The following is a 13,214-nucleotide window of genomic DNA, read 5'->3' as shown; positions in this document are numbered from 1 at the left end:
CCATGACCTCCGTAGCCGACGCCGTACAAGCCATGAAAGCCAAGTTCAACCCAGCCGCCGCTGCCGGCCTGGACCTGGTATTCGGTTTCCGCATCGACGATACCAAGAATTTCTCGCTGATCGTCAAGGACAGCACCTGCGAACTGCAGGAAGGGGAAAACCCGGACGCCCAGGTGACCCTGGTGATGGACGGCGAAACCCTTGAGGGCATCGTCAGCGGTGAAACCGACGGCATGCAAGCGTTCATGGGCGGCAAGCTGCGCGCCGAAGGCGACATGATGCTGGCCATGAAACTGTCCGAGCTGTTCCCAAGCTGAGACTGCGCTCGCGTTCTTCGCGGGCCTTTTTGGCTGCAAACGAATCCCGCCCCGTGGCGGGATTCGTGTTTTTACCCTCCGATGATTCCGCGCAACACACGCAACCTTGACCCTCGTCAGTAGCCACTCGCCCCACAACCGCTAATTTAGCGCTTCCATCAAAGCCAGGGACGGCTCATCGGGAGCCTGCGTCCGTTCATCTCAAGGAAGAGAATTTCATGCCCGCACTGAAGATCATTCTGCTATCGACCGCGTTCAATGGTCTGACCCAACGCGCCTGGCTGGACCTGCGCGAGGCCGGCTATCACCCCAGCGTGGTGCTGTTCACCGACCCGGCCTCGGTCTGCCGACAAATCGAAGAAAGCCGCGCCGACCTGGTGATCTGCCCGTTCCTCAAGGACCGCGTACCCGAGCAGTTGTGGCGCAATCCACGGCGCCCGGTGGTGATCATTCATCCCGGAATTGTCGGCGATCGCGGCGCCAGCGCCCTGGACTGGGCCATCACCCGACAACCCGAGCGCTGGGGCGTCACGGCATTGCAGGCGGTGGAGGAAATGGACACCGGGCCCGTGTGGGCCACCTGCGAGTTCAACCTGCCCGAAGGCCTGCGCAAATCGGAGCTGTATAACGGCCCGGTCAGTGACGCGGCCATTCGTTGCATTCGCGAAGTGGTGGACAAATTCCGTGCCGGCTTCGTCCCGGTGCCGCTGGATTACAGCCGTCACGAGGTGATCGGGCGCCTGCAGCCGAACATGACCCAGGACGACCGCACCTTCAGCTGGCACGACAGCACCGGGTTCATCAAGCGCCGCATCGACGCCGCCGACGGTCAACCTGGTGTGCTCGCGAGCCTGGCCGGTGAACAGTTTTACCTGTACGACGCCCATCCAGACGTTCGCCGCGGCCTGCCCGGCGAACTGCTGGCCGTACGCGACGATGCGGTGCTGGTGGCGACAGGGGATGCAAGCCTGTGGATCGGCGCCCTGCGCCACAAGCCGCAGCCCGGCGAACAGACCTTCAAGCGACCGGCACGCCATGTGCTCTCGCAGCGCCTTGACGGAATCCCGGTGCTCGACAGCTCCCTGGCCCGCCAACCGTTCAGCGATGAGGCCTATCAGCCCATTCGCTATCGGGAATGCGGCCATGTGGGGGAACTGACGTTCGAGTTCTATAACGGCGCGATGAGCACCGAACAGTGCCAGCGCCTGGTACAGGCGCTGCGCTGGGCCAAGTCCCGGGACACCCAGGTGCTGTTGATTCGCGGTGGACGCGGCAGCTTTTCCAACGGCGTACACCTGAACGTGATCCAGGCCGCCACCGATCCCGGCCTGGAAGCCTGGGCCAACATCCAGGCCATCGATGACGTCTGTCTGGAGTTGTTCCGCGCCCGGCAACTGGTAGTCAGCGGCCTGACGGGCAACGCCGGGGCTGGCGGTGTCATGCTGGCCCTGGCAGCCGATATCGTGCTGGCACGCAGTGACATCGTGCTCAACCCCCATTACGCAACCATGGGCCTGTATGGCTCCGAGTACTGGACCTACAGCCTGCCCCGGGCGGTCGGCCCGGACCAGGCCTGGAAACTCACCCAAGACTGCCTGCCCATCAGCGCCCTGCAAGCGTTGCGCTACGGCATGGTCCAGGAAATCGGACCACGGTGCCCCGACGAGTTCAGCCTATGGCTGTTGCAACGGGCCAACAGTGCGCTGCTCGATCCAGCCTATGAAACCCTGCGAGTTCGCAAGGCCGAACGCAGCCTGCCGGCGATCCAGGCGTGTCGCGACGGCGAACTCGCGCAGATGCGCCGCGACATGGTGGGCAATCGCCATGGCTTCGCCGAGAAGTGCCGCAGCTTCGTGCTCAAGCACAGGGCCTGCCGCACACCCGAACGCCTGATCGCCCCTTGGGCGCGAATGGCGGAGGCGCAAGCCATTCCATGATTCCCGGTATCGGGGAGGCGTGGCAGCTCTTACAATGCCCGCTTCCCCCGCATCGGCCTGACCATGGACATCGACCTCGCCCGCACCTTCCTGGAAATCGTCCGCCACGGCAGCCTAGCCGCCGCGGCCGACAAGCTACACGTCACCCAGACAGCGATTACCGCGCGGGTGCAGAAGCTTGAGAGCCAGCTCGGCTGCGCGCTGTTCGTGCGTAACCGTGCCGGTGCGCGGTTGACCGCAGATGGCGAGGCCTTTGTGATCTACGCCAATCAACTCGTGCAAACCTGGGAAGCGGCCCGCCGGGACCTGCCATTGCCTGAGGGCTATCGCAACGTCCTGCATCTGGGTGGCGAGGTCAGCCTGTGCAACCCCTTGATGCTCGCCTGGGCCGGGGAACTGCGGCAGAAGATCCCCGGCCATGCCCTGCGCATGGACATCCGCGACGGTGAAAAGCTGCTGCAACAGCTGGAGCTGGGCTTGCTGGATGCGGCGGTGGTGTACCAGCCCGAATATTGGCCGCGCCTGCAAGTAGAACAACTGTTGGAAGAAAAACTCATCCTGGTACGCCTGGCCACCTGTCCCGAGCCCTACGTGTACATCGACTGGAGCGCCGACTTCCGTCGCCAGCACGACACCGCCCTACCGGACAAGGCCAAGGCTGCCGTGACGTTCAACCTCGGTCCCCTGGCCTTGCAGTACATCCTGGAGAACGGCGGCAGCGGCTACTTTCGCACTCGGGTGGTGCAGAGCTACCTGGACAGCGGCATCCTGGAACGGGTGCCCAAGGCACCGGAGTTCAACTACCCGACCTACCTGGTCTATTCCCGGGACCGGGATTCGGCGGCGTTGCAGCAGGCGTTCGAAGTGCTGCGCGAAATCGTCAAGGCCGGCAGCGACTGGTCCCAGCGCTGGGATCCGCTGACCTGATGGATTTTCGAATGGTGTTGTAAAACCCATTGTGGCGAGGGCGTTTGCTCCCTCGCCACAGGCTCATCGACATAGTTCAGGGCCCTTCATAAAGGCCCCTCACAAGCAGGCCAGCCTGACGGCTACCTCAATTTCTCCGCGATCTTATCTTTGACCAACAAGCGTTTCTTCTTGAGTGTCTCCAGGGCATCGTCGGACAGTGCCGCCGATGATGGCTTCTCGGCGTCGACCACCTCGGCATCAAGTTGGGAATATTTTTGAAGTAACGAGTCGAGCCTTGGATCCTCGCTGCGTTTTTGCTGGATGTGGTCTTTTGTGCAGTTGAGATCCTGGCACAAATCGTGGGACACCGGCATGGAACACCTCCTTCAGTGGGTCGGTGGCAGACGCCTTTACGGCGCTCGTCGATGATCAGGATGGCCTCGTCGACGGGGTTCTGTCGACCGCCAATCCGACCAGCGGTGACCGTTCGTCGTAACGGGATATCTTCCAATCAAACCTTTGTTGGCGCGCCGCTCTCCATTGAACAGAGACGAAACGAATCGCTCTTTCAACCTGTGTGGAGACTTATCAATGGACGGATTTACCTGGCGTCAACTCGGCCTGGCAGTTGCCCTGAGCACCAGCATGGGCTCGGCCTGGGCCGCGACTTCCAACGACTTCGTCGACAACGCGGCAGCCGGTGGCATCGCGGAAATCGAAACCAGCAAACTGGCCCTGGAAAAAAGCGCCTCGGCGGACGTCAAGACCTTCGCCGAGAAGATGATTAGCGATCACACCAAGGCCAATGAAGAGTTGAAAGCACTGGCGAAAAAACACGACATCGAAGTGCCAGACGACACTACGCTGGTGAAGAAGGCCAAGGAAAAGATCCTCGACCTGCGGGACGAGTCCTTTGATGCAGCCTATGCCAACAACCAGGTCAAGGCTCACGAAGAAACCATCGCCCTGTTCAAGAAAGAAGCCGAGACCGTCACCGACGATAAAAAGGCTGGCAATACCGAACTGAAGGCGTTTGCCCAGAAGATGCTGCCAGACCTGGAGCATCACCTGGAAGGGGCCAAGAAACTTCAGGCGGCTCACCCAAGCAAGTAATCCTGAAGCATCGAATAAGGCCGTCTCCATGAAGATGGCCTTGTTCAAGGCCTAAGAACACCTCCAGTCACCCGCATCCGCCGATGCGCCAGCACTCTCGAGTCGCCTGTTTTCGGGTTGAATGGCGGGATGTCTGGCCATGGCTGATCTATCCACTGGTCTATTTCATCTATGCCCTGGTGCGGGGGCACTTTATCGGTTCCTACCCTACCCTTTCATCGAAGTGGACACACTGGGTTATCCACGGATGTTCATCAACGCGGTGATGGTGCTGCTGGGATTCATGGGGATGTCACTGGTGCTGGTTGCGCTGGATCGCTGGAAAGGCAAGCGCTGGGGCGCCACAGCCGCCGTCCGCCCAGTCACTCATCGATCTGGGCGGGTCACACTCGATGTTCCACGAATCGGGTAACGGCTAGCCACCGTCGGTGTCGATATCAGCATCAGTGCTGTCATCGGACTTTGGCCGGTCCGGGTCAGGCTTGAAGCCGGGGCTGAAGGTATTGTCATTGTCTTGATGATGTTGCTTCTGATCGATCTCGCTGTCGGCGCTCTGGGCCTGGTCCGTCCCGGCGGGGCTGACTGGCTGGGTGCCGGTCGAGGTGGTCGGCACCTGGGGATCGATGGCCGGGTCGTTACGTGGGGTCGGGTTTTGTGTCTGGCCTTGTTGCTGGGTGGTGGCAGGATCGTCGTTCATAGGCACCTCGTTCTTGGCAGGGCCGGATGGATGACCGGTCTTGTCATTCGAAAGTGACGCAACGGCTTCGGTTCCATTTGTTTACGCTGCCGCGCTCAGCGCCCCAGCACGGTTCTCACCATCCGGGTCAGCGCGTCCGGGCCGTAGGGTTTGCTCAGCAAATGAGTGTCGGGGCTCAACTGGTGGTTCCGGGAGATGATGTCCCGGGTGTGGCCCGAGGTGAACAGCACCGGTACCGGTGGTGATTGCACCTTGGCCCAAGCGGCGAGGTCGGAACTCTTGATCAGCCCGGGCATGACCACATCCGTGAAGATCAGGTCCACCGCGCGCCCCTCCAGCAGCAGTTTCATCGCCTCGTCACCATTGGCGGCAGTGAGGGTCCGGTAACCGGACTGCTCCAGCAACTCCACTGACGCACCACGCACCTCTTCATTGTCCTCCACCACCAGAATCATCTCTTGCCCACCCAACTGGAGCGGGTCGTGTTGCGCCTCTTCACCGGCTTCCGGCTGGAGACTGCGGGGGAAATACATCTGCGCCCGCGTGCCCTCTCCCAGGCTGCTGGAAATCTCGATATGGCCGCCGCTCTGCTTGACGAACCCGAACACCATGCTCAGCCCCAGCCCAGTGCCCTGGCCATCAGTCTTGGTGGTGAAAAACGGCTCGAATACCTGATTCAAGACATCGGGCGGCATGCCTACGCCGCGATCGATCACCGACAATCGCACATAGTCGCCCGCCGGAATGCCCTTGCCGACACAGGACGACTCATCGAGCACGATGTTCTCGCCGATCAGGCGAATGGTGCCCTCGCCGTGCATGGCATCGCGCGCATTGATCGCCAGGTTCAACAGGGCATTTTCCAGTTGATTGCGATCGACGTGGATGCACCAGGGCTCATCGGGCAAAGACACTTCGATCTGGATGGTTTCGCCCAGGGCCCGTTGTAGCAGTTCACCCATGCCATCGTAGATGCGCCGCGGGTTGTAGACCGCCGGTGACAATGGCTGGCGTCGAGCAAAGGCCAGCAATTGCGATGACAACTTCGCACCACGCTCCACGGCTTCAAGGGAGGCACTGACCCGCCGTTGCACGTTGGCATTGTCCCGCTCGTGCCGGGCCAGCAAGTGCAGATTGCCGGCAATCACTTGCAGCAGGTTGTTGAAGTCATGAGCCACGCCGCCGGTGAGGCCGCCAATGGCCTCGAGCTTCTGCGACTGACGCAACTGCTCCTCTGCCGTCAGCCGCGCCTGCACTTCGTCGGCAACGCGCTGCTCCAGGTCGCGGGTAAATTTGAGCAACGACGCTTCGGCGGTCTTGCGTTCGTTGATGTCAATCAGTACCCCCGGGAAACGCAGGGGTTTGCCCAACGCATCGAACTCACACCGTCCGCTGGCCTGTACCCACAGGTAATCACCGCCCAGGCGACGCACCCGGTATTCAGCGCTGTAGGGCGTGCCCGTGCGCAAGGTCAATTCGACCCGCTGGTTCACTTCTTCCAGGTCATCCGGATGGATGCTCTGGCGGGCGATCTCGATCGGCAGTGCGTCCAGTGGAGTGTCAGGCGGGTAATTGAAGGTACGGGCGAAACGCTCATCGCCGGACAGTGTGTCAGTCCGGATATCCCAGACAAACGATCCCAGCAAGGGCCCGGCCGAGAGGGCCAGCTGGATACGCTCATTGACGGCGCGGTAACTGCGTTCAGCTGTTTGCCGGGCCCGCTCGGTCAGCACATGTTCGGTGGTCTCCACCACCACCGCCAACACACCCGCCGGGGCCTGGTCATCACCGGGCACCGGGCTGTAATAGAGGTCCATCCAGACATCTTCGGGCTTGCCATTGCGTAGCAGCACCAGCTCCTTGCTGCGGTAGGACAAGGTGCCACCGGCCAGGCAGACGTCCAGGACATGGCGATTGAACTCGGCCACTTCCGGCCAGCCCAGCTCCACGGCGCACCCCAGCAGGTACGGATGACGACCGCCAGCGAACTCGGCATAAGCATCGTTATAGATCATGAAGCCCTGGCGCCCCCACAACATGACCATCGGCAAGGGCGAAGCCAGCAGCACCTGGACAGCGTTGTGCAAACTGGCGGACCACTGCTCGATAGCGCCCAGTTCGGTCTGGCTCCAATCGAACGCCCGGATACGTCCGGCCATCTCACCGCCCCAACCGGGACAGCCGTGATTCTGGGATAAGAACTGCATGGGTCGACTCTGAACCTCAAGAATGCTTGCAGGGAACTGGTATACCACGAGTGCCTTGCGCTCAGAGCTTCGAGCGTTGGGTTGGCGTTTGGTTTCATGGGGAGATGATGACGACGACCTGTCTGGATCGGGACTGCTTCCCGTGGCGAGGGGATTTATCCCCGCTGGGTTGCGCAGCAACCCCTCTGTCCTGTCTGACACACCACGGTGGCCGATGAATCATGGGCTGCTTCGCAGCCCAGCGGGGATAAATCCCCTCGCCACAGGGGTTGCGGTATGGCTGCCGGCGTTAGTGGAAATCGCGACTGCGAACATTGATGCCCGCCAGCAACTCGGTCAGGTCGCTCAAGCGCCCGGCGATCAAGTGGCGGACCTCGCCGACGCTTTCCCAGCGCCCGTCGACCCTGAGCAATTGCGCGCCCACCAGGGTCTTGCGCTGGCGCTCGGCCAGGTCGCGCCAGACCACCACGTTGAGGTTGCCGAACTCATCTTCCAGGGTGACGAAGGTCACGCCGCTGGCTGTGCCCGGGCGTTGGCGGCCGGTGACCAGCCCGGCGACGCTGACGTTGCGGCCATGCTCCACCGCCTGCAATTCCCGTGAGCTGCGGCAGCGCCGGGCGCGCAGTTCGGGACGCAGCAAGGCCAGCGGATGGGGCCCCAGTGTCGTGCCCAGCATGGTGTAATCGGCAAACAGGTTTTCTCCCACCGTGGGTGTTGGCAGGGCTACGGGCGGTTCCTCCTGGCTGGGCAGGCCGGCGAACAAACCCAGTTGCTTCTGCACCCCGGCCACTTCCCAGCGGGCCCGATGACGATCGCCGGCCAAGCCCTGCAAGGCGCCGGCGTCGGCCAGTTGCGCCAGGGCCCGGACATCGAGTTGCGCGCGCTCGCCCAGGTCGGCCACGTCGCTGAACACTCGCTGCCGGCGGGCCGTTTCGATACGTCGGGCATCCTCTTCGCGAAAACCCTTGACCAGTCGCAGGCCCATACGGATCGCCGGTTGCCGGCCTTCCAGGGGTTCGAGGCTGCAATCCCAGTCGCTGGCGCGCACGTCCACCGGACGGATCTGCAATTGATGTCGGCGAGCGTCCTGGAGGATCTGGTCCGGGCTGTAGAAACCCATGGGCCAGCTGTTGATCAGGGCACAGGCGAACGCCGCCGGCTCGTGGCACTTGAGCCAACTGCTGGCGTAAGTCAGCAAGGCAAAACTGGCGGCGTGGGATTCGGGGAAACCGTAATTGCCGAAGCCCTTGATCTGTTCGAAGATCTGCGCGGCGAATTCGGCGGTGTAGCCGTTTTTCTTCATCCCCTGGGCCAGGCGTTCCCGATGCGGCTCCAACCCACCGTGACGTTTCCAGGCAGCCATGGAGCGCCGCAACTGGTCGGCTTCGCCGGGGGTGTAATCGGCCGCGACGATAGCGATCTGCATGACCTGTTCCTGGAACAGCGGCACGCCCAAGGTGCGCTCGAGCACTTTTTCCAGCGCTTCAGAGGGATAAGTCACCGCCTCTTCTTTGTTTCTGCGCCGCAGGTACGGATGCACCATCCCCCCCTGGATTGGCCCGGGCCGCACGATCGCCACTTCGATGACCAAATCGTAGAACCTCTTGGGTCTGAGCCGAGGCAACATCGACATCTGCGCCCGGGATTCGATCTGGAATACACCGATGGTGTCGGCGCGACTGATCATTTCGTAGGTCGCCTGATCGTCCTTGGGCAACGACGCCAGGGCATAGCGCTCGCCCCGGTAGCGCTCGATCAAATCGAAACAGCGGCGAATCGCACTGAGCATGCCCAGGGCCAGGATGTCCACCTTGAGCAGCCCGACCGCGTCCAGGTCGTCCTTGTCCCACTGGATGATGGTGCGCTCGGCCATGGCGGCGTTTTCCACCGGCACCAGGGTGTCCAGGGGTTGTTCGGAAATCACGAAACCGCCAGGGTGCTGGGACAGATGCCGGGGAAAACCGATCAATTGCTGGGTCAGGCTCAGCACTCGGCGCAACACCGGGCTGTCCGGGTCGAAACCGCCTTCACGCAAGCGCTCCACCGGCGGCGCCTCGTCACTCCAGCGGCCACAGCAATCGGCCAATGCGTTGACCTGGTCCGGCGGCAGGCCCAGGGCCTTGGCGACATCGCGCACCGCCCCGGCGCCGTGGTAGCTGCTGACCACCGCCGTCAATGCCGCACGATGGCGACCATAGCGCTGGAACACGTACTGCAGCACTTCCTCACGACGCTCATGTTCGAAATCGACATCAATGTCCGGCGGCTCGTTGCGCTCCCGGGACAGGAATCGCTCGAACAGCAGGTTGGTCTGACTCGGGTCGATTTCGGTGATGCCCAAGGCGTAGCAAACCGCCGAGTTGGCCGCCGAACCGCGTCCCTGACAAAGGATGTTTCGGCCGCGGGCGAAGTTGACGACGTCCTGCACGGTGAGGAAATAACTGTCGTAGCCCAGTTCGGCGATCAGTTCCAATTCATCGTTGATTTGCCGCCGGACCTTCTCTTCCACGCCGTCCTCCCAGCGCTCACGCATGCCGCGCTCGGTCAGTTCCCGCAGCCAGGACGCCGGATCATGGCCGTCAGGCACCAGTTCCCGTGGGTATTGATAACGCAGTTGGCTGAGGTCGAAGGTACAGCGCCGGGCGATGAGCAGCGTCTCGTCGAGCAAGGCGCGAGGATAGAGATCGGCCAGATCCTTGCGGCTGCGCAGGTGGCGCTCGCCGTTGGGGTGCAGGCGCTGGCCGGCCTCGGCCACTGTGACATGGTGGCGGATGGCAGTCATGGTGTCCTGCAAGGCACGACGGCCACGCACGTGCATGTGCACATCGCCACTGGCCACGGTCGGAAGATCCAGGCGCTCGGCCAGCACCAATGAGTCGGCCAACCGGCGGCGGTCGTCCTGCCCGCAGTGCAACTGGACCGTCAGCCACAGGCGCCCGGCAAAGATCGGCTGGAGCCAACGCCCGTGTTCCTCGGCGTCTTTGCCCTCGGCTACCCACAACGCCAATAGCCCTGGCAAAGGCTGGTCGAAGTCTTCGCGCACGATGCGGTAGTGGCCCTTCTCGCTGCGACGCCGGGCGCGGGTGATCAGCCGGCACAAGGCTTGGTAACCCTCCAGATCTTGCACCAGCAACACCAGTTTCGGACCGTCCTCGACCTGGATTTCGCTGCCGACGATCAGTTGCAGCTCCAGCTCCCTGGCCGCCTGCCAGGCCCGAACGATCCCGGCCAGGGTGCATTCGTCGGTGATCGCCAGGGCCTGATAGCCCTGTTGTTTGGCGCGACGGCACAACTCCAGGGCACTGGAGGCGCCGCGCTGGAAGCTGAAGTTCGACAGGCAATGCAGCTCGGCATACTCAACGCTCATGCGAACCAGCCCTGCAGCCACAGCAGCCCGCCCTCGCCCGCCGGTCGATAGGCCCAGCCTCGTTGTCCACTGCGGGTTTCGATCAGGTAGTAGTCGCGACGCACATCCGCACCGTCCCACCAACCGGACTCGATGCGCTCGGGGCCCATGAGGATTCGAGCCTGGCTTTCCTGCAATACCTGGGCCTCATTCAGCAGCCAGCCGGGACGCTGCACGCCATCGCGCACCGGGCAGGCCTGGGGCCGGGGCTGGGCTGTCATTTGCCAGGCGCATTCAGGCCGATGGTCATCGCGAAATCCCAGGCCCTGCACCGCGTCATCCCCCAGCCGGGCCCGCAGGCGTTCACGCAGTTGCTCCCAGGGCAATGACTGCTGCGGGCGTTCATCGAACAATTCCAGGCGCTGGGGCACGAAGCTCGGCAGGTCTTCGGCACACAAGCGAAAGCCGCGCACCGGGGCCTCGACCTGCACCTGCTCCAAGCGGCCACGGGCCAGTTCGAAGAGCATCGCCGGATCCCGTTCGGCGCTGAGCAGGCCGACCTTGATCAGCGTGTCCGGCAACCCAGCGTGTTCCAGATGCAGGTCAAAACGCTGCACACCGCTGTCGCGACCGCAGAGGAAGGCCGACAAGTCACCGGTCAAGCGGCGCAACGGGAACAACAGCGCCTGATGGGATTGCACGTCATAGTTGAGTTCGATGCGCACATCGAAACGGTCTGGCGGCAGGTAGAACGACAGCGCCAGGGTGCGACTGCCGGTCAGCGCATCGAGGTGCTTGAGCACCTGGGCCTCGAAGCGCCGTGCCAGGGTCTGCCGAGGCAAGGCCTGGACCTGGCTCAGGCGGCGCAGGCCCATGCGCGACAACGCCGTGGCGACGTCGGGTTCCAGGCCGATCCGCTCCACGGGCATGTGCCCCAGGTACTGTTGCAAGGTCTCGGCGTCGGGCACCACCAAGGCGTCATAGGCATTGGCCAACACCCGCGCCGCCACCGGATTGGGCGCTGCGACGATGCGATGCCGAAACCCCAGCTCGGTCAGTTCGGCCCGCAAGCGCGCCTCGAATACCGGCCAGGGCCCGAACAGGCCCAGGCTCGACTCGATTTCGAACAGCAGCGTACGCGGGTAATGCACGCTGACCTGGGAGCTGAAACGGTAGGCCCAGGCTGCCAGGAACTGTTGCCAGTGTTCGATCTGCGCCGCATCGTATTCGGCGGTGGCAAAGCCTTTGCTCAAGGCCTGGGCGGCGGTCATGGTTTGACCGGGACGCAAGCCCAGGGCCCGTGCCGGCGCGTTCACCGCTTGCAGCACCCGGCGCTGGGCCGGACCGCTCAGCAGGGCCAGGGGCTCGTCAGGATCGGGGCGCTGACGCAGCGCGGCGTCCAGCGCCAATTGCGGAAAAAGAATACACACCCAGCGCATCGCAACCTCAATGCCCTGTCTGTGGGGAAAAAGCGATCGGTGCCGAACGGGCCAGCCCGCCCCGGCACTTGAGCACGCGCAATTGCGCTGGCCGGGTATCGATGGCAATGCGCAAGGCCGCCGGCGACGGGTTGATGGCTTCCTGGATCGAGCGCCAGGCGAACGCCAGGGTCTGACCGGTTTCCGCCGCCACTTGCAAGCGGCGCAAGGCCCGGTCGTCCGCCTGGCGAGGCCAGCACAGCACCGCGCCACAACTGCCCGAACGCAGGCATTGTTCGGTAGCCCACAGGGCCTCGCGTTCATCAGCCTGGATCACCGACATTTGGCGCAGGTCGATACCGGCGCTCTGCCAGGCCTGGGGATAGGGCACGAACGGTGGCGCCACCAGCACAATCCGCTCCCCCGCCACCGACAGCCGCGCCAGGGTCGGCCACACCAGTTGCAACTCGCCCACGCCTGGGGCGGCGATGAGCAGCTCCGTCAACGCCGCTTCCGGCCAGCCGCCACTGGGCAATGCCGCGTCCAGAGCAGCATGGCCAGTAGGTTGCGGGCTGGCGGCCGGCGGCGCAGGCCGGCCCTTCCAGACCTGGCCGCCGTTGAACAGCGTGTCCAATGCAACGACGGCGCCCATCAGCCTTGCCTCAACAGGCCACAGAACACCCCTTCTATCGCCAGGTCCTGGTCGGCTTCGACGATGATCGGTTGGTAGGCCGGGTTGCGTGGCAGCAAACGTACACGTTCGCCAATCCGCTCGAAGCGCTTGATGGTGACTTCACCGTCCAGGCGCGCCACGACGATCTGGCCGTTGGAAGCCTGGGGCGTGCGCTGTACGCCCACCAGATCACCGTCGAGAATACCGTCCTCGATCATCGAATCGCCCTGGACCCGCAGCAGGTAATCCGGTGCCTTGGTAAACATCGCCGGGTCCAGCATCAAGCGGCTGTGGACCTCGGCATCGGCACCAATCGGCAGGCCGGCGGCCACCCGTCCCAGCACCGGCACGTCCAGCAGCTCGGGACGCGGCGGTTGGTTCAGCAAGCGGATACCCCGAGCCTGGTGCGGATTGACTTCGATAAACCCGGCTTCGGTCAGCGCCAGCACATGCTTGCGCGCCACGCTGCGCGAGGCAAAACCAAACGCCTCGCTGATTTCAGCGAGGCTGGGAGGCTGACCCTGATCGGCGATGCGCTCGCGGATGAAGGTCAGGATGGCGGTACGGCGGGGGGTGAGAGTCGTCATGGAGTACATT

General features: G+C 63.3%; 12 protein-coding genes. 5 read left to right on the top strand and 7 right to left on the bottom strand.

The annotated features are described in order from the left end of the window. Nucleotides 1–2 precede the first annotated feature (2 nt). The 3 genes from PSH86_RS10885 (at nt 3) to PSH86_RS10875 (ending at nt 3,181) form a co-directional block, all read left to right on the top strand. Nucleotides 3–317, top strand: a complete 315-nt coding sequence (locus PSH86_RS10885) for an SCP2 sterol-binding domain-containing protein (RefSeq protein WP_003182883.1) — start codon at nt 3–5, stop codon at nt 315–317. Nucleotides 318–535: 218 nt separating this feature from the next. Continuing rightward, nucleotides 536–2,254: a hydrogenase maturation protein gene (locus tag PSH86_RS10880; RefSeq protein ID WP_305489647.1), complete on the top strand. Its 1,719-nt coding sequence runs from the start codon at nt 536–538 to the stop codon at nt 2,252–2,254. Between the two features lie 63 nt (nt 2,255–2,317). Next, on the top strand, nt 2,318–3,181 hold the full coding sequence (locus tag PSH86_RS10875) for a LysR family transcriptional regulator (protein ID WP_109751784.1): 864 nt from the start codon (nt 2,318–2,320) through the stop codon (nt 3,179–3,181). Nucleotides 3,182–3,303: 122 nt separating this feature from the next. Here PSH86_RS10875 and PSH86_RS10870 read toward each other — a convergent pair whose 3' ends face one another. After that, on the bottom strand, nt 3,304–3,537 hold the full coding sequence (locus tag PSH86_RS10870) for a YdcH family protein (protein ID WP_109751783.1): 234 nt from the start codon (nt 3,535–3,537) through the stop codon (nt 3,304–3,306). A 217-nt stretch (nt 3,538–3,754) separates the two neighbouring features. Between PSH86_RS10870 and PSH86_RS10865 the strand changes: the two genes are divergently transcribed. Further along, entirely contained in the window at nt 3,755–4,276 is a 522-nt protein-coding gene (locus PSH86_RS10865; RefSeq protein WP_109751782.1) for a DUF4142 domain-containing protein, read from the top strand. 139 nt (nt 4,277–4,415) lie between these two features. Beyond that, complete coding sequence (locus tag PSH86_RS10860; RefSeq protein ID WP_370873771.1) at nt 4,416–4,688, top strand: Pr6Pr family membrane protein; 273 nt, start codon at nt 4,416–4,418, stop codon at nt 4,686–4,688. A gap of 3 nt (nt 4,689–4,691) precedes the next feature. Here PSH86_RS10860 and PSH86_RS10855 read toward each other — a convergent pair whose 3' ends face one another. The 6 genes from PSH86_RS10855 to lexA form a co-directional block, all read right to left on the bottom strand. Continuing rightward, complete coding sequence (locus PSH86_RS10855) at nt 4,692–4,973, bottom strand: hypothetical protein (RefSeq protein WP_305489644.1); 282 nt, start codon at nt 4,971–4,973, stop codon at nt 4,692–4,694. A gap of 95 nt (nt 4,974–5,068) precedes the next feature. After that, nucleotides 5,069–7,180, bottom strand: coding sequence for a PAS domain-containing sensor histidine kinase (locus tag PSH86_RS10850; protein WP_305489642.1), 2,112 nt, complete (start codon nt 7,178–7,180; stop codon nt 5,069–5,071). Nucleotides 7,181–7,469: 289 nt separating this feature from the next. Next, nucleotides 7,470–10,568: an error-prone DNA polymerase gene (locus PSH86_RS10845; RefSeq protein WP_305489640.1), complete on the bottom strand. Its 3,099-nt coding sequence runs from the start codon at nt 10,566–10,568 to the stop codon at nt 7,470–7,472. After that, complete coding sequence (locus PSH86_RS10840) at nt 10,544–11,965, bottom strand: DNA polymerase Y family protein (RefSeq protein WP_163854475.1); 1,422 nt, start codon at nt 11,963–11,965, stop codon at nt 10,544–10,546. The genes PSH86_RS10845 and PSH86_RS10840 overlap by 25 nt, the downstream gene beginning before the upstream one ends. 7 nt (nt 11,966–11,972) lie before the next feature. Further along, nucleotides 11,973–12,596, bottom strand: a complete 624-nt coding sequence (gene imuA / locus PSH86_RS10835) for a translesion DNA synthesis-associated protein ImuA (protein ID WP_109751776.1) — start codon at nt 12,594–12,596, stop codon at nt 11,973–11,975. Next, entirely contained in the window at nt 12,596–13,213 is a 618-nt protein-coding gene (gene lexA, locus PSH86_RS10830) for a transcriptional repressor LexA (RefSeq protein ID WP_135844693.1), read from the bottom strand. Before lexA ends, imuA begins: the two co-directional genes overlap by 1 nt. Nucleotide 13,214 lies beyond the last annotated feature (1 nt).

The sequence above is a fragment of the Pseudomonas sp. FP2300 genome, from assembly GCF_030687595.1.
GTDB lineage: Bacteria > Pseudomonadota > Gammaproteobacteria > Pseudomonadales > Pseudomonadaceae > Aquipseudomonas > Aquipseudomonas bijieensis.
The sequence above is the reverse complement of the archived record's forward strand: the minus strand, read 5'-3'. Positions and strand labels throughout refer to the sequence as shown.

Coding starts and splice junctions, on each gene's coding strand:
- PSH86_RS10860 (WP_370873771.1), top strand. CDS start 4,416: ATGGCTGATCTATCCACTGGTCTATTTCATCTATGCCCTGGTGCGGGG.
- PSH86_RS10855 (WP_305489644.1), bottom strand. CDS start 4,973: ATGAACGACGATCCTGCCACCACCCAGCAACAAGGCCAGACACAAAAC.
- imuA (WP_109751776.1), bottom strand. CDS start 12,596: ATGGGCGCCGTCGTTGCATTGGACACGCTGTTCAACGGCGGCCAGGTC.
- PSH86_RS10880 (WP_305489647.1), top strand. CDS start 536: ATGCCCGCACTGAAGATCATTCTGCTATCGACCGCGTTCAATGGTCTG.
- PSH86_RS10875 (WP_109751784.1), top strand. CDS start 2,318: ATGGACATCGACCTCGCCCGCACCTTCCTGGAAATCGTCCGCCACGGC.
- PSH86_RS10885 (WP_003182883.1), top strand. CDS start 3: ATGACCTCCGTAGCCGACGCCGTACAAGCCATGAAAGCCAAGTTCAAC.
- PSH86_RS10865 (WP_109751782.1), top strand. CDS start 3,755: ATGGACGGATTTACCTGGCGTCAACTCGGCCTGGCAGTTGCCCTGAGC.
- PSH86_RS10850 (WP_305489642.1), bottom strand. CDS start 7,180: ATGCAGTTCTTATCCCAGAATCACGGCTGTCCCGGTTGGGGCGGTGAG.
- lexA (WP_135844693.1), bottom strand. CDS start 13,213: ATGTACTCCATGACGACTCTCACCCCCCGCCGTACCGCCATCCTGACC.
- PSH86_RS10870 (WP_109751783.1), bottom strand. CDS start 3,537: ATGCCGGTGTCCCACGATTTGTGCCAGGATCTCAACTGCACAAAAGAC.
- PSH86_RS10840 (WP_163854475.1), bottom strand. CDS start 11,965: ATGCGCTGGGTGTGTATTCTTTTTCCGCAATTGGCGCTGGACGCCGCG.